Source organism: Haloferula sp. A504, from assembly GCF_044385805.1.
In the GTDB taxonomy this organism is placed as follows: domain Bacteria; phylum Verrucomicrobiota; class Verrucomicrobiia; order Verrucomicrobiales; family Akkermansiaceae; genus Haloferula.
In genome coordinates this window covers 37134-57446 of the sequence record NZ_JBISBU010000007.1, presented here as the reverse complement: position 1 = coordinate 57446, position 20313 = coordinate 37134, and the positions used below count along the sequence as shown (strand labels likewise).

The following is a 20313-nucleotide window of genomic DNA, read 5'->3' as shown; positions in this document are numbered from 1 at the left end:
GGTGTTGAACCCCATGACAGCGGGCGGGGAGGAAACTTCAATTGCCGTTTCTGGCGATTCTTGCAAATCGGGAGAGGCTGAACTTTGATGCAGGCCTCCGATGGACGACGAATTTCACGAAGGGGAAGCGAGCCCGGCGCATCCGCGTCTTCGTCGTACTTTCAGCACGCTTCTTGCCGGTGTTGCCTCCGTGGTGCCGGTGCTGGCGACCGCGTGGTTGCTGGTGGTGATCTACCGGATTCTCGGCGATCTCGGCGGGGGCATCATCGCCGGGGTCTTCCAGTTCCTCAACTGGCTGCGTGGCGTGGCGCCTGACTCGGTGGACGCCTGGTCGTTCAAGTTTCCCGGCTCGAACCTGGTGCTGGCGCTGCTGCCGGTGATCATCGTGTTTGCGGTCGGTTTCGCGGTGACCAACGCCCTCGGCCGACATCTCCTGCACTGGGTCGAGTCGAAAATCCGTCGGCTTCCGCTGCTGGGATTCATCTACTCGTCGATCAAGCAGCTGGTCGATGCCCTCAAGGGGCTGGGTGCCGAACGCAAGTTCAAGGGGGTGGCCTATGTCGAGTACCCGTCGCCCGGTTGCCGGTTGCTGGGTTTCGTGACCGGGAACTTCCACGACCCCCATCTCGGCAAGGACGTGACCTCGGTGTTCCTGCCGACATCGCCGAATCCGCTCACCGGGTTCGTGGTGATTGTCGAGGACGAGCGGGTGCATGCGTCCAAGATGTCGCTCGAGGAGGCCAGCAAGCTGATCCTCTCGGCGGGCCTCGTCGCGCCACCCGGGACGGTTTCCGTCGAAGCTCAGCGGGAAGCCCAGAAGACCGACTCGCCGTCGTCGATTTCCTCCGAGTAGGTCATCGTCAGCCAGCGCAGCCGGTGGGCCAGCAACTTGGCAATTTCCAGGCAGAACTCCGGGTTCTGCTTCAGGGTGTCCAGCGGGTTGTCGATGACGACGAAGGAGGAATCCGCGGTCGCCGTGGCGGTGGCGGTCGACGGGATCCCGAGCAGGGTGGAGATTTCCCCGAATGCCGAACCGGGACTCTTGATGGTGCAGATCGAGGTGCCGTCCCGGGTGATGTGGACGGCCCCCTGCTTGAGGATGAAGATCCGGTTTCCCACTTTCCCTTGCTGCAGCAGCACATCTCCCTTCGGGATGGAGACGACGGGTGCATCCTTGGCAATTTCGAGGAGTGAGGTCATTCGGCGGAGGATGCTTTTTCCTGTCGTGGCGGCAAGCCGCTGATTGTGACGAGTATGGCGCATTGACGGCGCCCGGCGGAGACGGTTGAGTCCGGGGCGTGGGAAGGATTTCGATTCCGGAATATGCGATGGCGTTGGCGCATGTCGCGTCGCTGCGCTCGGAGGATCCGTTCCGCAAGGTGGGAGCTGCGGCGCTGGACTTCGACAACCGGGTGATCGCGACCGCCTACAACGGACTCGCCCCGGGCTTCGATGCTCCCGAAGGCTTCTGGGACGACCGGGACGCCCGGCAGAAGTTCATGCTGCACGCCGAGATCAACCTGTGCAGCCTGTTCAAGCGGGGAGAGGTGAGGCTGGTGGCCAGCACGACCATGCCGTGCACCGCGTGCATGCAGACGCTGTGCGCCTACGGTGTCCGTGAAATCTACTACCGCGACATTTACAAGGCGTCCGATGCCCCGGAAATTGCGGAGCTTTACGGGATCCGGCTCGGGCAGATCGAGCACCACCCCGGAGCGGAGGCTATTCCTCCTCAATAAGGTCGCCGCCGTAGAAGCTCTTGATGTAGCCGAACTCCATCAGGGTGTCGTGCCACGGGGCCAGCAGTTGCGGATTGCGGAAGACCCGTGAGGCGCGGGCGAGGGCCGCTTCGGCCTTCAGGTCGTCGCCATCGTGGTAGGCAATGGCGGCCTCGGCGTAGAAGGGGAACGGGGTGTCGACCATGAAGTCGTACTTGCCGACCATCTTGCGTGCTTCATCGAGCTTGCCGCTCTTGATCATGCACAGCATGAGCTTGAACTCGGTCAGGTGGTAGAGCGCCTTCTGCTTTTCGTCGTCTTCGACGAGGGCCAGGACCCGCTCGAAGTTGCGCTCGGCCTCGGTCCAGTTCTTGGTGACGAAGTGGACTTCCGCGATGTTGAAGAGCACGCTGGCATTCCCGGGTGACAGCGAGTTGGCGCGGTCGAAGTGCTCCATCGCCTTGTCGAAGGCACGGAACTCGACCTGGCAGGCGCCGAGCATGTTTTCGACGTCGGGGGAGTCGGCGAAGATCTTCTCGGCGGCCTTCAGTTCCTCGATGGTTTCAAAGATCCGCTTCTGTCCGAACAGCTCGCGTGCCTTGTTGATGCGTTCGGCGAACTCCTTGCGGCGATCTTCCGGAAGGTTGAGAAAGTCCTCTTCCCAGCCCTGGAGTCTTTTCTCGGGCTTGTCGTTGTCTTGGGCGGCCACCGGCGCGATGGCGGTGAGGAGAATCAGGAGCAGAGGCAGAAGTTTCATGGCTTTTTCGGGAATCGCTGGCGGGACTGTAGATGGCTGTGGCGAAAACCGCAAGAAGTGGCTTCAGGTGTAGAGACGGTGCCTGCGGACGTAATCGAGCACGCCTTGCGGAAGCCACGGCGGGATCTCGTCGCCCTGCCTCAGGGCCTCACGGATCCGGGTCGCCGAGGCCGGGTGGTCGCCGGCAACCCGCTGCATCCGCCAGCCCGGGCGTGGCACCGGAACCCCCTCCCGCGAAAAGACGAGGAACTCGAGGTGCGCGGCGAGGATCTCGGGATCGCGCCACTGTGGCAGGGCCAGCCACTGGTCCAGCCCGACGATCCAGAACAGCCGGGCATCGGGGAATTCCTGCCGCATGTGGAGCACGGTGCGCACCGAGTAGGAGGGTGCCGGGGATCGGAGGTCGAAGTCATCGACCACCGCCCACGGCAGGTCCGCGACGGCGATCTCCAGCATTCGCAGCCGGTCCTGATCGCTGGCCCCGGGCGCGGCCTTTTTGTGGGGCGACTGGCGGCAGGGGAGAAACCGGACCTGATCGAGGCCCGTCGCCTCCACCGAGCGCCGGGCGATTTCCAGGTGCCCGAGATGGACGGGATCGAAGCTGCCGCCGAAGAGGGCGATGGACTGGGGTGGGGTCATCGGCGCTGGTCTCGTGGGTCATCGCGGACGGCGACCGCCGCCCGGAGTCGGCAGGTCGGTTCTACCGCTCAGAGCGAAGCAGCGGCGGACCGCCCCGGCAATGCCGGAGAGGGAAATCGAGTGCCAACCGCTCTTCCTGCGTGGTTCTCTCCCGGGCCGACGCAGGCCGGCAGGGATCCCCGTCTAGACTGCGGCGATTCATCGCCGCTTTGGCGAAGCATTTCAATGCGAGCCGGGCCATTGGCGATGAATTGCCTCCATCAAAGCGGCGATGAATCGCCGCAGTCTAGATTTCCCGGAGGCTCGTCATCCGGGGCGGAATGAAGCGCGCGCTCCCTTCTCCAACCGCTCTGCCCACCACTTTCAGTCACATCGCACCGATCGGTGTTGCCGCGCCCCGACGAGCTGCCATAGTCGGGGTCGCCTCGTCCCGTCGGGGTGCCGGGTGATCTGGGGGGAGAGCCTGGTATGCTGCGGGGCGGGGTCTTTCGCTTTCAGTGGCCGCCGAAGTGTTTTTCGGCGTTACCGCTGCAGATCGCCCGGACCAGTTCCGCCAACAGTTCGAAGTCGTCCGGCAACTCGCCGCGATCCGCCTCGCTTCCGATCAGATTGCAGACAATGCGGCGGAAGTATTCGTGGCGTGGGTAGGAGAGGAACGAGCGTGAATCGGTGAGCATGCCGACAAACCGGGACAGCAGTCCGGTGGCCGACAGCGCGTTGAGCTGCATCTCCATGCCTTCTTTCTGATCCAGGAACCACCAGCCGGATCCGAACTGGATCTTGCCTGCCACCGAACCATCCTGGAAGGACCCGGCAAGCGTGGCGAAGAGGTAGTTGTCCGCCGGGTTGAGGTTGTAGAGGATGACCTTCGGCAGGGACTCCTCCGCTGCGAGGGCTCCAAGGTAGGCGATGATGCCCGGAGCCTGCCGGTAGTCGCCGATGTTGTCATACCCGGCGTCGGGACCGATGCTCTCGAAGCCCTTCGGATTGACGTTCCGTGCGGCACCCAGGTGGAGCTGCTTGGTCCACCCCCTGGCGGCATCGAGGCGGCCCAGGAAGAGCATGAGGTAGAGGGTGAAGCGGGCGCGGTCCTCGGCGGTCGCGGCCTTCCCGCCGCGTGCCTTCTCGAAGATGATCGCGGCATTCGCATCGTCGCAGCCCTCGGCGGGCAGGTTCTCCAGCCCGTGATCCGACAGGCGGCAGCCCGCCTCGTGAAATTCGTCATGACGCCGGCGAAGAGCCGTCAGCAGATCGCCGAGCTGGGAGATGTCGGTATTGGAAATCGCCTCGAGCCGGTCGATCCAGGCGTTGAAGGCGGTGGGTTGGTCGACGCAGAAGGCTTTGTCGGGGCGGAAGGTGGGCCGCACCCGGGTTTCGAGATCGGAGCTGGCGATGTTCAGGTGAGTGTCGAGGGGGTCCACCGGATCATCGGTGGTGCCGACCATGCGGACGTCGAATTTCTTGAGAATGCCGTGCGCGCAGAAGTCCTCGTCGGCAAGGCGCTCGTTGGCCCGCGCCCAGATCTCGTCGGCGGTCTCGGGGCTGATCAGCAGATCGATGTCGAAGTAGCGTTGCAGCTCGATGTGGCACCAGTGGTGGATCGGATTCCGCAGGGACTTGGGGACGGTCGCCGCCCATGCCTGGAACTTCTCTTCCGGTGTCCCGTCGCCGGTGACGTAGCGTTCGTCGACACCGTTGGCCCGCAGCAGGCGCCACTTGTAGTGGTCGCCGCCGAGCCAGATGTCGGCGAGATTGTCCCAGCGCCGGTTCGAGGCGATTTCCGCCGGATCGAGGTGGCAGTGGTAGTCGTAGATCGGGAGACCGTCCGCAACCTCGTGGAAAAGACGCCGGGCGGTGGGCGAGTGGAGCAGGAAATCCTGATCGGGGTAAGGCATGGCAGCGACAGCTTGGACCGGTCGCCCCGCCATCGGCAAGGATCCTTGTCGGCAGCTGCGGGCTACTTGCGCTTGTGCGGGGCGGGGAAGATCCGGGTGCGCCAGGCGTGATACTCCCACAGTTTGGCGAGTTCGGCGGCCTTCCCGCCGAGTTTCCCGCTTAGGTCGTCGAGCTCGCTGCGGTCCTGCTCGATGTCGTAGAGTTCCCACGGTTGGTTGATCCCCGCCCGCACGAGTTTCCATTTGCCCTGGCGGATGGCCGCCCGGCCGAAGTGCTCGAAGAGAAGGATCCGGTCCGGGTTCTCGTCCTTGGTGAAGCTTGGCACCAGGCTCAGTCCCTCGAGCGGCTGGATGCGGCGTCCTTTGAATTTCTGCGGGTAGTTGGCCCCCGAAAGTTCGGCGCAGGTTGCCATGATGTCGATCAGGTGGCCGGGTCGCTGGCGCAGTTCGTTGCGGGCTTTGATTCCCTCCGGCCAGTGGGCGATGAGGGGCGTGGCGATGCCGCCCTCGTGATTCTTCGACTTGTACTCGCGGAACGGGGTGTTGGAAACGTTCGCCCAGCTCTGGCCGTATCCGATGTAGGTCGTCGCCGGCCCGGGCATTTGTCCGGGACCGCTGATCACGGGCTCGCCGGCGCGGGTGTGTGTCGGGTTCATCTGGGTCTGGAGCTCGTCCCGGGCCATCGGTTCACGTGGCTTGGGCGTGTGCTTCGGTTTCTTCCGGCCCATCGCCTCATGACAGCCGCCGTTGTCCTGGAAGTAGAGGATCAGGGTGTTTTCGAAATGCCCCTCGTCCTTCAGCGCCTGAACGATGCGGCCGATGCCCTGGTCCATGTTGTCGACCATGGCCGCATAGACCTCCATGCACCGACTTTCCCACTCGACCTGGTCGTCCGGAACCTCCGACCATCTCCTGGGAGCGGGGCTCAGCGGCCAGTTCCCGATCACGCCGAGTTTCTGCATCTTCTCGTAGCGGGTCTGGCGGATGACCTCGTAGCCGGCAACGTAACGGCCCTTGTATTTCGCAATGTCCTTCTCCAGCGCGTGCATCGGCCAGTGGGCCGCCGTGTACGAGACGTACACGAAGAAGGGGCTTTCTTCCCCGTGCTCGGTGATGAACTTCACCGCGTTGTCGCTGATGGCGTCGGTGTAGTAATACTCCTCGGGTTGGTATTCCGGATCGTTCTCCGTCGTGATGGCCTGGTTGTCCCGGGTAAGCGTCCACGGATCGAAGAAGCTGCCGGCCCCGATGATGGTGCCGTAGAAGCGGTCGAAGCCGCGCTGTCGCGGCCAGTTGGACTTGTCGCCGTCGGGCTTGAGCTGCTTGGTGACATGCCACTTCCCCGACATGTAGGTGCGGTAGCCGGCGGTCTTGAGCAGCTCGGCGATGGTGACCGCGTTGTGGCTGAGGTCTCCGCGGTAGCCGGGCTGTCCGCCGTCGTGGATCATCTGGCCGATGCCGGCCTGGTGGGCGTAGAGCCCCGTGAGCAAGGACGCACGGGTCGGGCAGCAGCGCCCGGTGTTGTAGAACTGGGTGTAGCGCAGGCCCCCGCGGGCGAGCCGGTCGAGCGTGGGAGTGGCGATCTCGCCCCCGTAGCAGCCGATGTCCGAGTAGCCCATGTCATCGGACATGATGAGGAGGATGTTGGGCCGGTCGTCGGCGAGGACGAGGCCCAAGCAGGCGAACAGAACCGCCGGGGCGAGGGCGGGGCAGTGTTTCATGGAGGTGTTTTGCGGTGCCGTTCCAAGCACGACGCTTGCGATGTATGGGTGGGGGAAGTGGCGTTCGCGCTCAATCCACCTCCACCCGGTAGAAGCGGCGGGGATCGGTGACCGGATCCACGGAGAAGCTGAAGGTTGCCGGGTTGCCGTCGCCCGCCACCGGCGAAGTGCCCGGAACCGGTAGCCATGAACCGGGCAACAGGGTGGTTGAACTGGTCAGTGTGTAGGTCTTCCCTGCCTCGGTGGGGATTTGGACGCTGCCGGTGCTGCCGACGATGGAAAAATCCGAAATCGAGGGCGGGGCGGAATCGACCTGCAGGGCGATGGCGAAAGTGTAGGGGTCCTCGTTCGGATCGTTGCTGGCGATCGAGATCACCGCCTGCTGCAGGCCCGGGGTGGCGGGCGAAAAATCGACCGTGAAGCTGTCGGTGTCGCCGGGACGCATGGTGGCGGGCGCACCGGAAATCGAGACGTCCGGATGGCTGCATGTGACCTGAATGGAGGTCAGGTCGCCGCTGCCGATCGGGCCGCCGATGCCGCTGCCGAGGTTGCGCATGTCGAAGGTCCGCGAGACCGAGGCTCCACCGAGGACCGCACTGCCGAAGTCGGTGCCGTCGGCGGTGGCCGGACTGGTGTCGCCACTGCCGATGACGAGTCCGTTCCCTTTGACTTCGAGGTCGGGGGCAACCTGAATCCCCCGGGTGGCGGTGCCGGTCAGGACGAAGGTGAATGGATCTTCGTCCGGATCGCTCGAGTCCACCGAGAAGGTGACGGACCTCGTGCCGGTGCCAATGGGCGAGAAGGTGATGCGCAGGTCGTAGGATTCGCCCGGAGCGAGGGCCTCGTCATTGATCGGGGCGAAGCTGAAGCTCGTGGTGTCGCCGGTAAGTCCGGCGGCTCCCAGGAAAAGCACTGCGTTGCCCTGGTTGGTGATCGGGAACACCCGTGTAATCGAGTCGCCGGCAAGCGTCTGGTCGAAGTCGGTGCCGTTGGCGACGCTGGGCGTGGTGCTTCCGTCGGGGATGTCGATTCCATTTCCTGAAATGGCGATGTCCGGGGCGGTGCCGGTGGCCGCGAGGGTGAAGGTGAAGGGATCCTGGAGCGGATCGTTGGAGTCGAGGGTGAGGGTGGCGGTCTGGTCGCCGTAGGTGCCCGGGTCGAAGGTGACGGTGAAAGTGTCGGAGCCTCCGACGCCCACGCTCCCGCCGGCCCCGGCGGAAACCTGGAAGTCCGGGTTGTCGCTGGCCACGGTGTAGCTCAGCGTCGTGTTGCCCGCGTTTTCGACGTTGAACTCATGGACCCGCGGCGAGCCCACCGCGGTCGGCTGGTAGTTGAGCGCGGCGGAGCCGGTGAGGTGGCTTTCGCCGTTGGTAATCGCCACGGGAGTGTTGCCCGAAGCGGCTCCGGAGACGAGGATCTCGGGGATCGCGACGCCGTTTCCGCGGATCGCGAAGGTGTAGCTGCCTTCGTTGAAGTCGTCGTTGGCGATGGTGACGACGGCGGCGCGGGTGCCGAAGTCGCTGGGGTCGAAGGTCGCGTCGAAGCTCGCCGAGGACCCGGCGGGCACGGAACCGGAGAGAAACCCGGAAAGCGAGAAATCGCCGGGATGCAGGCCGCTGAGGCTGATCGACGACACGTTCAGCGGCTGGCTGCCGCTGTTCTGGATGCTGAAAGTGTGGGTGATGGTGGTGCGATCGACGTAGGCGCTGCCGAAGGAGGTGCCGTTGACCGTCGAGGTGTTGGTGGCCCCGGTGACGATGGGTGAGAGCGGGGTGCCGCCCAAGACGGCGATCTCCGGGCCGAGACCGGTGCCTTCGAGGGTGAAGACGAAGGGGTTCTCGTCGGCGTCGTTGTTGGCGAGGCTGACGGTGCGCGAGGCGAGGCCGCCGCTGAGCGGGATGAAGGTGATGTCGAAGTCATCGCTCTGTCCCGGTGCCAGCGAGGTCCCGAGGCCGGTGATGGCGAAGCCGAAGGCGCTGGAATTTCCCGGCAGGGTGAGGGTGTCGGTGCCGGAATTCGTGATCCGGAAGGGGTGGGTGACGCTGCCTCCGGGTGCCGTGCCGGGAAACAAGGTGCCGAACGGGGCGGACACGGGGGTGGCGCCGCTGGTGAGCGTCTGGTAGGTCACCCCGTCGCTGCTTCCCTCCACGGTGATCTCGGGGTCGCCGGTGGCGAGACCGCCGATGGCGAAGGTGTAGGGGTCCTCGTCCGGGTCGTTGTTTTCGAAAGTGACGGTCGCGGACTTCGGGCCGGCCGTGAGGGGATCGAAGCTGAGCGAAAACGGAACATTTGCTCCCGGGGCGATGGCGGTTCCGGGCGACAGGCCGCTGAGGGAGAAACTGCCGGAGTCCGGGCCGGTCAGCCCGAATTGATCGATGATCAGCGTGGCATTTCCCGAGTTTTCGATGCGGTACTGTCGGGTGAGTGCCGGATCATCGACGTGGACGGTTCCGAAATCCGTGAAGTTCGAGGGGCTCGGGATGGTCTGCCCATCCACAATATTGGTGATGAAGCTCGGCGGTCCGCTCTTGACCGCGATGTCCGGCTCGGTGCCGATGCCGGTGAGGGTGAAGGTGAACGGGTCCTCGTCGAGGTCGTTGTTCTCGATCGTGAAGGTCGCGGTCTTGGTCCCCGGCGTGGTGGGTTGAAAGGTGATGTCGAAGTTGTCGTTGATGCCGACGCTGACGCTCGAGCCGAGACCAAAGAAGCCGAACTGGTCGCTGTCGTCGGAGGCGGAAATCGTCAGCGGCCCGGCACCGATGTTGCGGATGCGGAACTGGTGAAGGCGGGTGGTGCCGGTGGGCACCGAGCCGAAGTCGGTGCCGTTGGCGGTCGAGGTCGAGGTGCTGCCAGCGACGATGTTGAGGTAGGAGGCGGTCGGGCTGGAGCGCCCCTCGACGACGATCTCCGGCGGGTCGATGACGCCTTTTCCGGAAACGGCGAAGGTGAAGGGGCTCTCGCCGCTGACGCCCGAGGTGTTGACGATCCCAATGGTCGCCGAGCGGGTGACCGTGCCGGAGGGATCGAAGGTGATCGTGAAAATGGCGCTTCCGCCGGGAGCAATGGACGGGTTGGTTGGCGGCAGTCCGCTGATGGAGAAATCGGTGGACCCACTGAACGTCGGATTGCCAACGATGAGCAGGTTCTGGTCGCCGTTGTTGCGGATGAGGAAGTTTCGCGCGAGAGGCGGCCCATCCATATCCACGACTCCGAAATCGGTGCCGTCGGCGGTGTTGGTGGTGGCCGCGCCAACGGTGATTTCCACATTCAGCCCGGCACCACCGAAAAGATCGAAGTCGGGCGCGGCCGTGGCCAGGGAGGGAAACAGACAGAGGCAGGCGGCGAGGCGGAAGCGGAGGGGAAGTCTGGGAATGGGCATCGAAACGGGAGGGCTCATTATTTGAGGGAAACTGCTATGGCAGGGATCATCGGAACGGGCCCTGCCGAAAGCCGTTAGTGCAGGCTGAGGGGTAAAAGCATGATTAGGAAAACTCTGAAATTCTGAAAACTCAAACGCTGAAATCGGATTTGTGAGGGATGGTGGCTCAAGGCCGCATGCTCCGAGAGCAACATGACCTGCAGCATGGCAATCGAAACTCGCACCGTCAAGAATGCGCAGAACGCGTGCCAGCTTGTCGGATGATCACGGCGGACCCACACGCCAGGCGGAGCCGGTGGTTTCCGTCGAAAAATCGAAGCACGCCGCTTTTCCGCTCGAAGCGCCACAGTGGGTTGTCAGGCCCGCCCCCGGCCTGGTTCCGTCTGCCCCGTCGGCATGCCGCCGCCCCGGGTGGCGGCGTTTTTCAGTTTGGAATCTCCCGTCCCGAAGATCAGTCTCGGGCCGATGCAACCAGGTCGCGCTCTGTTCGTCGTTCGGATTTCAGTTTGGTTGATGTTTTTCGTGCTCGCGGGCGGATGCCTTGCGGCAACCCATGCCGGAGCCGATGCGGGGAACGCCGTGGATTTTCCGATTTCGGAGATGTCCTATCAGAAGATCGAGGCCGGACACTTCGCCGACGCCGGTCACGATCCCACGCTCCGGGAACGACTGCTGCTCCGCATCGAGGAGGACCCCTTCAACCTGTTCGCCACCATCATCTTCTTCCTTGCGGTCCTTCACACCTTCGTGGCCCCGCGTTTCAACCGCATGGCACACGCCGCCGAGGAAGAGCACCGCCGCCGGTGGGCGGGCTCGGCGTCCGGCGTGCGCGAACCCGTGAGCTTCAAGGCGACGGTGTTTCATTTCCTCGGCGAGGTGGAAGCCATCTTCGGGATCTGGGTGGTGCCCTTGTTCATCGGCATGATCTTCAGCCAGCAGCACGGATGGGGGCACGCCGCCTACTACATCGACTCGCGGAACTTCACCGAACCGATGTTCGTGCTCGTGATCATGGCGATCGCTTCCAGCCGGCCGGTCGTGAGCCTCGCGGGAGGGGCGTTGCGGTTGTTGTCGGGCCTCGGCGGGCGGACGCCCGGAGCCTGGTGGCTGACCATCCTCTGCGTGGCCCCGCTGCTCGGCTCCTTCATCACGGAACCTGCCGCGATGGCCATCGCCGCGATGCTGCTGGGTCAGCAGTTCTACCGGCTCAATCCTTCGAGCGCCCTGAAATACGCGACCCTGGGGCTGCTTTTCGTGAACGTGTCCGTCGGTGGGACCCTGACCCATTTCGCGGCGCCCCCGGTGCTGATGGTCGCAACCGAGTGGCATTGGAACCTGCCCTACATGTTCACCCACTTCGGCTGGCGGGCGATTCTCGGCATCGGGATCTCCAGCCTGATCTATTTCTTCATGTTCCGGAAAGAGTTCCGTCGGCTGAAGGAGAGGGCATCCCGGGAGGAGACCGACTTGGAAGATGAGGATTCCGTCGACCGGGCACCCGCCTGGATCATGATCGTTCATCTGGTCTTTGTCGCCTGGACGGTGCTGACCTTGCATCATCCGGCGTTCTTCGTCGGGGGCTTCCTCTTCTTCATCGCCTTCACCATGGCGACCGAGCACCACCAGTATGAGATCCGCATCAAGGGTCCGCTGATGGTGGGGTTCTTCCTCGCCGGGTTGGTGATTCACGGCGGCCTGCAGGGCTGGTGGATCGCGCCGGTTCTCTCAAGCCTCAGTGAGTTCCCCCTGTTCCTCGGCGCGACCGTGATGACCGCGTTCAACGACAACGCGGCGATCACCTTCCTCGCCGCCCAGGTGCCGGAATTCAGTCCGGAGATCGTCCAGGACGGGGTCATGATCTCGAAGACCGGACTTCTCCTGGAGAGGGCGACGGCGCTGGAATATGCCGTGGTGGCGGGTGCCGTCACCGGCGGCGGGCTCACGGTGATTGCCAACGCGCCCAATCCGGCGGGACGCTCGATCCTCAACTCTCATTTCGAGGACGGGATCACCCCGCTGCGCCTGCTGTTCGGAGCCTTGTTGCCGACGGTGGTGATGGGAGTCGTGTTCATGGGATGGTGAGCGGGTCGACCGTGGGCTCCGCTCCTCATCGTCCGGGACTCCCGCCGGACGCCATTGCCTGATTCGGGCCGTTCGTTTTCCCGGCTTACTCGAGGATCACCAGAAGGTCGTCGCTGTCGACCTGGTCGCCCTTGGTGGCGAGCACCTCCTTGACGGTGCCGTTCTTGCCGGCGCTGACGGTGGTGAGCATCTTCATGGCCTCGAGGACCACGAGTTTTTCGCCTTCGGCGACGACCTGCCCGGGGGAGACGACGACTTCGGTCACCATGCCCGGCATGGGTGCGCAGGCGTGTTCGGGCTTGGAAGGGTTGCCTTTTTTCCTGGCGGGGCCGGCGCTGTGCGAAAGCGAGCGGTCGGCGATGGAGCATTCACGCGGCATGCCGTTCAGCTCGTAGAACAGCGTCCGGTCGCCGTGGGAGTCGGCTTCGCCGATCGAGACCAATTTGATGAAGAGCGTCTTGCCGTGGTCGATGATGACCTCGATCTCCTCGCCGGGCGTGAGGCCGTAGAAGAAGGCCGGGGTGGGGAGGCCGCTGAGGTCGAAGTAGGTCTCGCGGGTCTTGCAGAAGTCCTCGTAGACCTTGGGATACATCAGGTGGGAGTAGAGGGCGTCGTCCGATGCGGGATCGTGGATCTCGGACTTCGGGTAGCGGGAGGCGAGCATTTGCCGGACTTCCTCGAGGTCGACCGGCTCGGCGAGTTCGCCGGGACGCCTGGTGGTGGCCGGCTTGTCGTTGAGCACCACCTTCTGGACATCGGCGGGCCAGCCACCATCGGGCTGGCCGAGGCCGCCGGAGAGCATGTCGATGACGCTCTCCGGCCAGTCGATCGAGCCGGGTTTCAGCTTGGGAACGTCCGACGGCTTGATGCCGCGGGTGATCAGGAACATGGCCATGTCGCCGACGACCTTGGAGGACGGCGTGACCTTGACGATGTCGCCGAAGAGCTGGTTGACCTCGGCGTAGGTGCGGGCGATTTCGCGCCAGCGGTGCCCGAGGTCCATGGCGTTCGCCTGCTCTCGCAGGTTGGTGTACTGGCCACCGGGCATCTCGTGCTCGTAGACCTCGGCGGTGCCGGCGCGGGGCGCGGAGTCGAAGGGTTCGTATTGAAGGAGGGTCTCCTCCCAGTAGTCGGAGAGGTCGTTGAGTGTGTCGAAGTCGAGCCCCGGATCCTGCGGCGAGTTGGCAAGCGCGGCGCAGACCGAGTTGAGGTTCGGCTGCGAGGTCGAGCCGGACATGGCGGCCATCGCGAGATCGACGATGTCGCATCCGGCGCGCGCGGCGGCGATGACCGAGGCGGCGTTGAGGCCCGAGGTGTCGTGGGTGTGGAAGTGGATGGGGATGCCGATCTCCTGTTTCAGGGCGTGGACGAGATCGTAGGCCGCCTGCGGTTTGCACAGCCCGGCCATGTCCTTGATGGCAAGGATGTGGGCGCCCATCTTCTCCAGCTCGCGGGCCTTCTTGATGTAGTAGTCGAGCGTGTATTTCGTGCGACTGCCGTCGAGGATGTCGCCGGTGTAGCAGACGGCGGCTTCGCACAGCACCTTGCCGTGTTCGCGGGCGGCCTCCATGGCGACCTGCATGTTCGGCAGGTAGTTGAGCGAGTCGAAGATGCGGAAGATGTCCATGCCGGAGTCGGCCGAGTGCCTGACGAAGCCGGCGACGACGTTGTCCGGATAGTTCGAGTAGCCGACCGCGTTCGATCCGCGGAAGAGCATCTGGAAAAGGATGTTGGGCACCCGCTCGCGCAACTCGCGGAGGCGTTGCCACGGGCATTCCTTGAGGAAGCGCATGGCGGTGTCGAAGGTCGCGCCGCCCCACATTTCCAGGGAGAACAGGCCGGGCAGTCCGGTGGCGTAGGCTTCGGCGACGTTGAGCATGTCGCGGGTGCGCATGCGGGTGGCGATGAGCGACTGGTGGGCGTCGCGCATCGAGGTGTCGGTGATGAGCAGCCGCTTCTGCTCGAGGATCCACCGGCAGAATTCCTCCGGGCCCTTTTCCAGCAGTAGCTCGCGGGATGAAGGGCCGGAGAAGCGGGTGTCGGGACGGGGGTGGGGGATGCGGGGCAGGTGGATCGTCGACTTCGGCTTCCAGCCCTTGGCGGTCGGGTTGCCGTTGATGGTGACGTCCGACAGGTAGTTGAGCAGCTTGGTCGCGCGGTCGCGGCGCGGCTTGAAGAGCATCAACTCCGGCTTGGTGTCGATCAGCTTGGTGTGGGCCTGGCCGCTGCGGAAGGTGGGATCGGCGATGACGTTCTCGAGGAAGGGAATGTTGGTCTTCACCCCGCGGATCCGGAACTCGCGCAGGGCGCGGTCCATGCGCTGGCAGGCCGTTTCGAAGTTGCGTCCCATGGTGGTCAGCTTGACCAGCATCGAGTCGTAGAAGGGGGTGATCTCCGCACCGGCGTCGCCCGAGCCCGCGTCGAGGCGGACGCCGAAGCCGGCGGCCGAGCGGTAGTTGATGATCCGGCCGTAGTCCGGGGCGAAGTTCCGCTCGGGATCCTCGGTGGTGATGCGCGACTGGATCGCGTAGCCGTTGCACGGGATGTCGTCCTGCTGGGGAATTCCGAGTTCGGTGCCGTGGAGCGATTCGCCTTCCGCGACGAGGATCTGGGAACGGACGAGGTCGATGCCGGTGACGCATTCGGTGACGGTGTGCTCGACCTGGATGCGCGGGTTCATCTCGATGAAGAACCAGTCCTTGAGGTCCATGTCGTAGAGAAACTCGACGGTGCCGGCGTTGTTGTAGCCGATGCCCTTGGCCAGCCGCACCGCCGCGTCGCACAGCTCGCCGCGCACCACCGGATCGAGGTCGATCGACGGGGCGATCTCGACGACCTTCTGATAGCGCCGCTGGACCGAGCAATCGCGCTCGTGGAGGTGGACGACGTTGCCGTGCTGGTCGCCGAGGATCTGCACTTCGATGTGCTTGGCGCGCGAAATGTAGCGCTCGAGGAATACGGCGGGATTGCCGAAAGCCTTCTCGGCTTCGTTCTGGGCCTCACCGAGCAGGCCGGGAAGTTCGGCCGGCTTGTGGACGACCCGCATCCCGCGTCCGCCGCCGCCGAAGGCCGCCTTGATGATGAGGGGGAAACCGATTTCCGCGGCGATCCTGGCGGCCTCGCCCGGATCGGTCACCGGCTCCTCGGTGCCCGGCAGGACGGGAACATCGTAGCGCTTCGCGAGATCGCGGGCGGCGGTCTTGTCGCCCATCTGCTCGAGCAGTTCCGGCGACGGGCCGATGAAGGTGATTCCTTCCCGGGCGCAGGCGCGGGCGAAGTCGGGGTTCTCCGAGAGGAAGCCGTAGCCGGGGTGGATCAGGGTGACCCCCCGCGACTTGGCCAGCGCGACGATTCCCTCGTAGTCGAGGTAGGCGCCGACCGGGCCCTTGTCCTCATCGAGCTTGTAGGCTTCATCGGCCTTGAAGCGATGGCGGGAGAAGCGGTCTTCCTGCGCGTAGATCGAAACGGTGCGGAGGCCCAGTTCGGTGGCGGCGCGGAAAATGCGGATCGCGATCTCGCCGCGGTTCGCGGCCATCAGCTTGTGGAGAGTCATGGGACCCATTTCCTAGAGGGTGGATTCGGCCGGGGCCAAGGGGAATCGTGCCAAGCCGATCCGCTCCGACCACGGAAATTTTCGGGACTTGATCAAATCCGCTTGACCCGGGGGGCGATCGAAGCGAAAGGGGCGGTGTCGCGACACTAGTAGGCGGTCCGACTGAGACTCCCTTGGGTTTTGGGTTTTTCCCGGGGTTTATCGGTCGGGCCGCTTCATTTTCCGGCCTCGGGGTCGATCCGGGCGGTGATCCGGGCCGAGTCGAAGTCGAACGGGGTGAGCTCCAGGTGCACCCGATCGCCCGCCGCAAACGCGTCCGCTTCCCCGGCGAGGGATTTCGCAAGATGGGCGCAGGTGATCTTGCCGTTGGGCAGCCGCGCCCCGTAAACGCCGGGCTTTCTGACCTCGACGAGGGTGGCGACGGCCTTGATCGGGGACTCGTACACGCCGGGAGACTGGCGGGAAAGGGCTCGCGAGGCAAGTGGCGGGCTTGGCTTGACCTCGTCGGCGGGTGTGTGAACATTTCGGCTGCCCGGCGTCGCTGGGTAATCAGGAACCTCCACCGAAAGAATCATGAAACATCTTCTGATACCCGTGCTGATTGGATCGGCCGCCATTTTGCTCCCGACAGCCTGCACCCCTTATCCCGAGGGTCCTCCTCCGACTCCGGGTCCGGATGTCGCCCAGAACAACGCCCAGAAGACTCCTGAGGAACTCAAGGCCGAGGAGGAGCGTCTCAAGCGAGAGCAGGAGTCGCTCGCCAACGAGGGCGGCACCACCGATCGCGGTCCGCAGATTCCGGACACGATGGAGGATCCCGACGTGGCCAAGCCCACGACGAAGCCCTCGACACCGGTGGCCCGGCCGGTTCCCGGCAGGCCCGGCATGGTCTTTAGTCCCTTCAACAACAAGATGATCGATGTGAAGGACATCCCGAGCGGGACTCTCGTGGCGGATCCGACCTATCCCGCCTCGGAGAAGAAATACTTCCGCGTCCCCTGATCCCTTCGCTTTCGGTTCATCATTTTTCATACGAGCCGGACTCCGCGTCCGGCTCGTCCATTTTCAGATTGTCAGCTCATGGGTTTTTCCAAGGTTGCGGTGCTCGGGGGCGGCTTGCTTGGCGGGTCGGTCGCCCTGGCGCTGCGTGATCGCCTGGATTGCGTTCTGTGGGCCCGGCGGGCTGAAACCGTCGGGCAGGCCCGCGACGCCGGTGTGCCCCGTGCGACGACAAACCTGGAAGAGGCGCTGGACGAGGCGGAGCTGGTGATTCTCGCCGTGCCGGTCGGAGCGATGCCGGGCTTGTTGCGGCAGGCGATCGATGCCGGGATTCGGCCGGGGGCGGTGATTTCCGACGTCGGGAGCGTCAAGCAGCGGGTCCACGAGCAACTCGGGCCGATCGCCCGCGGCGGGAACCTGGCTTTCATCGGCGGGCATCCGATGGCGGGGTCCGAGCGCAAGGGTTTCGAAGCCGCCGACGCGGATCTCTTCGAGGGGTCCGTTTGCCTGCTGACGGATGACGAGGGGATCGGTGATCCGGCGGCGGCCCGATTGGAGGCATTCTGGACCTCGCTGGGCTGCCGCGTGACCTGGATGGAGGCCTCCGCGCACGACCAGATCGTCGCCCGGATCAGCCATCTGCCCCACGTCATGGCGGCCGCCACCGCGCGGGTGGCCATGAAGTCACCGGAGGATGCCCGGTTCGGCGGCGGGGGGTTGCGCGACACCACCCGGGTGGCGGGAGGCGATCCGGGGATGTGGGCGGAGATTCTCATGGAGAATGCCCCGGCGTTGCTCGGGCCGGTTCGTGAGGCGAGGGACCGCCTGAGTGAAATGCTTGCCATGATCGAACAGTCCGACCATGAAGCGCTCCGCCAGTGGCTGGAGCTTGCCTGCGAGCGCCACGCGGAGGGGAAGACCCGTCGAGAGAATCAAGGAGATGACTGACGCAGAAGAATTCCGGGTGCAGCGGATCGAGCGCTTCGATGTCGATCTCGAGGTGCCGGGCGACAAGAGCATCTCGCACCGGGTGGCCATGATCGCGGGGCTTGCCCGCGGAGCCTCGAACATCACCGGCTTCCTCCCGAGCGAGGACTGCCTCAACACCCTCAATGCAATGCGGGCCTGCGGGGTTGCCCATGGAGTCCGCGAGGAGATGCTTGGATTCGGGCCGACATCGCTCCGGATCGAAGGTCGTGCGATGCGTCTGGCGGCCCCATCGCAGCCCATCGATTGCGGGAATTCAGGAACCGGCATGCGTCTGCTCGCCGGCTTGCTGGCGGGGCAGTCGTTCGGCTCCGAGTTGTTCGGCGACGCGTCGCTTTCCGGAAGACCGATGGGGCGGATCACGACTCCCCTTCGCGAGATGGGGGCGGAGATCGAGACCCTGGGCGAGAAGGACGGCTGTGCGCCGCTGAAGATTCATCCCGCCGTGCTGACACCCATTCGCTACGAGCTGCCGGTCGCCAGCGCGCAGGTGAAGAGCGCCGTGCTGCTTGCGGGTTTGTTCTGCGAGGGGACGACCACGGTCGTGCAACCGGCCACGACGCGGGATCACACCGAACGAATGTTCGAGGCTTTCGGGATCCGTGTGGTCGAGGACGGCAACACGATTTCCATCGATGGTGGTCAGGTTCCGGTCGGGCGCGATTTCCATGTGCCTGGAGACATTTCAAGCGCCGCCTTCTGGGTGGTCGCGGCGGCGGTGCGACCGGGATGCAGGCTGGTCCTGCGGCGGGTCGGCCTGAATCCGACCCGCACGGCGATTCTTGATGTGATCGAGCGCATGGGGGCGACGGTCGTCCGCAAACCCGTCGTCGATGCGGTTGGCGAGCCCTACGGGGATGTGGAAGTTCACGGGGCGGATCTCCAGGGAACGGATCTGTTGCCCGAAGAGATTCCGAACCTCATCGATGAAATTCCGGTCATCGCAGTGGCGTCCGCCCTGGCAAGCGGGCGCACCCGCATCCGCAATGCGCGCGAATTGCGGGTCAAGGAAACCGATCGAATCGCGACAACCCTCGAGGGGCTTCGCGCGATGGGTGCTTCGGTCGAGGAGTTCGACGATGGCATGGAGATTGAGGGAGGAAGCCTGAATGGTGCCACGGTGAAAAGCTACGGAGACCACCGCATCGCCATGGCATTCGCCATGGCGGGTTTGCACGCCGCGGGGGAGACGCGGGTGATCGGCACCGCCTGTGTGCGGACCTCCTACCCGGGTTTCTCCCACCAGCTCGCAGCGGTCCAGGCCGGCAGGACGGACGCCGCCAGCTTCGACCTTCCCATCGTTCCCGTCGCTTCATGAAATCCCACATCGCCATCGCCATCGACGGCCCGGCGGCTTCGGGCAAGAGCACCCTGGCCGGTCGTCTGTCCGAACGCCTGAACCTGACCATGGTCAACTCCGGCGAGATGTACCGGGCGGTGACCTGGCGGTTGCTCGACCTGAGGGTCGATGTGTCCGATGCGTCCGCAGTGGTCGAAGCCCTCGGGGCGATGGACCTCGAATGCGGCGTGGAGGGCCGGATGTCGACGATCAAGGTCGATGGCCTGCATCCCGGGACGGAGCTTCGCAGCGAGGCCGTCAATCGCTCGGTCTCCACGGTTTCGGCGGTGCCGGAAGTGCGGCGGCGGCTGGTGGAACTCCAGCGCGAGTATCTTGATTTCACCGACGTCGTGATGGAAGGGCGTGACATCGGTTCCGTGGTTTTTCCGGACACGCCTTTCAAGATTTACATCGATGCCGACGCCGATGTGCGGGCGAAACGGCGCACGGACGTGGGGGAGGTGGATTCCGTGCTCGATCGCGACCGTGAGGACAGTTCTCGGAAGACCGCACCGCTGATGGTCCCGGATGGAGCGGCGCGGCTGGACACCTCGAAGCACACGATCGAAAGTGGCGTGCTGGCGGCGCTCGAAATTCTCCGGGGCCAGGGTCTCGATCTGGAAGAGCGATCATGATGCGTTGGATCTACTGGTCGGGATGGCTGATCTTCCGCAGCGCGTTTCGGTCGCTGTTCGGCCTTCGCGTGCGCGGCGCCGAAAACCTGATCGAGGACGGGCCGGTGCTGGTGGTGGCGAATCACCAGAGCTTTCTCGATCCGCCGCTGATCGGCACGCTATACGGCAGCGAGATGCATTTCCTCGCCCGCAAGACCCTCTTCAAGGAGGGGTTCCTCCGCTGGCTCTACGGCCAGTGGAATTCCATTCCGGTCGATCAGGAGAAGCCGGACATGAGCAGCCTCAAGACCATCATCCGGCGCCTGAAGGAGGGCAACCGGGTGCTGGTGTTCCCCGAGGGCGCGCGGACGATGGATGGGTCGCTCGGCGAGGCTCAGCCCGGGGTGGGATTGATCGCGGTGAAGGCCGGCGCCCCGATTCAGCCGATCCGGATCCGGGGCGCCCGCCGGGCCCTGCCGCGGGGCAGCGCCTGGATCCGCCTGGCCCGGATCGAGGTCCACATCGGCGAGCCGATCCGCTTGAGCAAGGCGGAGCTGAAGGAATTCACCGGCAAGGATGGCTACGCCCGGATGGCCAAGCGAATCATGGCCGAGATTGGCCGGCTCTGAG

Annotated in this window: 16 protein-coding genes; 8 read left to right on the top strand and 8 right to left on the bottom strand. The window is 64.7% G+C overall.

What is annotated here, in order from left to right; translation table 11 throughout:
- Positions 1-100: 100 nt before the first annotated feature.
- Positions 101-853 (top strand): DUF502 domain-containing protein, encoded by a 753-nt coding sequence (locus tag ACG2LG_RS05520; RefSeq protein ID WP_396257060.1) that lies wholly within the window; start codon positions 101-103, stop codon positions 851-853.
- Here ACG2LG_RS05520 and ACG2LG_RS05515 read toward each other — a convergent pair.
- Positions 802-1200 (bottom strand): Crp/Fnr family transcriptional regulator, encoded by a 399-nt coding sequence (locus ACG2LG_RS05515; protein WP_396257058.1) that lies wholly within the window; start codon positions 1198-1200, stop codon positions 802-804. The two genes, ACG2LG_RS05520 and ACG2LG_RS05515, sit on opposite strands and share 52 nt — an antisense overlap.
- A 98-nt stretch (positions 1201-1298) precedes the next feature.
- Between ACG2LG_RS05515 and ACG2LG_RS05510 the strand changes: the two genes are divergently transcribed.
- Entirely contained in the window at positions 1299-1739 is a 441-nt protein-coding gene (locus tag ACG2LG_RS05510; RefSeq protein ID WP_396257056.1) for a deoxycytidylate deaminase, read from the top strand.
- On the opposite strand, the gene ACG2LG_RS05505 is transcribed toward ACG2LG_RS05510, so the two are convergent.
- The 5 genes from ACG2LG_RS05505 to ACG2LG_RS05485 all read right to left on the bottom strand — a co-directional run bounded on the left by ACG2LG_RS05505 (position 1723) and on the right by ACG2LG_RS05485 (position 10109).
- Positions 1723-2475, bottom strand: coding sequence for a tetratricopeptide repeat protein (locus ACG2LG_RS05505; protein ID WP_396257055.1), 753 nt, complete (start codon positions 2473-2475; stop codon positions 1723-1725). The genes ACG2LG_RS05510 and ACG2LG_RS05505 overlap by 17 nt on opposite strands.
- A 63-nt stretch (positions 2476-2538) precedes the next feature.
- On the bottom strand, positions 2539-3114 hold the full coding sequence (nadD, locus tag ACG2LG_RS05500; RefSeq protein WP_396257053.1) for a nicotinate (nicotinamide) nucleotide adenylyltransferase: 576 nt from the start codon (positions 3112-3114) through the stop codon (positions 2539-2541).
- A gap of 494 nt (positions 3115-3608) precedes the next feature.
- The gene (gene uxaC, locus ACG2LG_RS05495) at positions 3609-5009 is read right to left on the bottom strand and encodes a glucuronate isomerase (RefSeq protein ID WP_396257051.1); all 1401 of its coding nucleotides are present in this window, start codon (positions 5007-5009) and stop codon (positions 3609-3611) included.
- Positions 5010-5071: 62 nt separating this feature from the next.
- Positions 5072-6730 carry an arylsulfatase gene (locus ACG2LG_RS05490; protein ID WP_396257049.1) on the bottom strand — a complete coding sequence of 553 codons (1659 nt, stop codon included), beginning with the start codon at positions 6728-6730 and terminating at the stop codon, positions 5072-5074.
- Between the two features lie 70 nt (positions 6731-6800).
- Positions 6801-10109: a choice-of-anchor D domain-containing protein gene (locus tag ACG2LG_RS05485; RefSeq protein WP_396257047.1), complete on the bottom strand. Its 3309-nt coding sequence runs from the start codon at positions 10107-10109 to the stop codon at positions 6801-6803.
- A gap of 513 nt (positions 10110-10622) precedes the next feature.
- Between ACG2LG_RS05485 and ACG2LG_RS05480 the strand changes: the two genes are divergently transcribed.
- Positions 10623-12191 (top strand): putative Na+/H+ antiporter, encoded by a 1569-nt coding sequence (locus ACG2LG_RS05480; protein WP_396257045.1) that lies wholly within the window; start codon positions 10623-10625, stop codon positions 12189-12191.
- Between the two features lie 85 nt (positions 12192-12276).
- Here the strand turns inward: ACG2LG_RS05480 and ACG2LG_RS05475 are convergent, their stop codons facing one another.
- Together ACG2LG_RS05475 and ACG2LG_RS05470 are read right to left on the bottom strand one after the other, a co-directional pair.
- Positions 12277-15753: a pyruvate carboxylase gene (locus ACG2LG_RS05475; RefSeq protein ID WP_396257044.1), complete on the bottom strand. Its 3477-nt coding sequence runs from the start codon at positions 15751-15753 to the stop codon at positions 12277-12279.
- A 206-nt stretch (positions 15754-15959) separates the two neighbouring features.
- Complete coding sequence (locus tag ACG2LG_RS05470; RefSeq protein ID WP_396257042.1) at positions 15960-16190, bottom strand: hypothetical protein; 231 nt, start codon at positions 16188-16190, stop codon at positions 15960-15962.
- A 127-nt stretch (positions 16191-16317) separates the two neighbouring features.
- On the opposite strand from ACG2LG_RS05470, the gene ACG2LG_RS05465 reads away from it, so the two are divergent.
- The 5 genes from ACG2LG_RS05465 to ACG2LG_RS05445 all read left to right on the top strand — a co-directional run bounded on the left by ACG2LG_RS05465 (position 16318) and on the right by ACG2LG_RS05445 (position 20312).
- Positions 16318-16746: a hypothetical protein gene (locus tag ACG2LG_RS05465; protein ID WP_396257040.1), complete on the top strand. Its 429-nt coding sequence runs from the start codon at positions 16318-16320 to the stop codon at positions 16744-16746.
- A gap of 78 nt (positions 16747-16824) precedes the next feature.
- Positions 16825-17691, top strand: a complete 867-nt coding sequence (locus ACG2LG_RS05460; RefSeq protein WP_396257039.1) for a prephenate dehydrogenase — start codon at positions 16825-16827, stop codon at positions 17689-17691.
- A complete protein-coding gene (gene aroA, locus ACG2LG_RS05455) occupies positions 17684-19048 on the top strand; it encodes a 3-phosphoshikimate 1-carboxyvinyltransferase (RefSeq protein WP_396257037.1) in 1365 nt (454 codons plus the stop codon). Before ACG2LG_RS05460 ends, aroA begins: the two co-directional genes overlap by 8 nt.
- The gene (gene cmk / locus ACG2LG_RS05450; RefSeq protein WP_396257035.1) at positions 19045-19704 is read left to right on the top strand and encodes a (d)CMP kinase; all 660 of its coding nucleotides are present in this window, start codon (positions 19045-19047) and stop codon (positions 19702-19704) included. Before aroA ends, cmk begins: the two co-directional genes overlap by 4 nt.
- Entirely contained in the window at positions 19701-20312 is a 612-nt protein-coding gene (locus tag ACG2LG_RS05445; RefSeq protein WP_396257033.1) for a lysophospholipid acyltransferase family protein, read from the top strand. Before cmk ends, ACG2LG_RS05445 begins: the two co-directional genes overlap by 4 nt.
- Position 20313 lies beyond the last annotated feature (1 nt).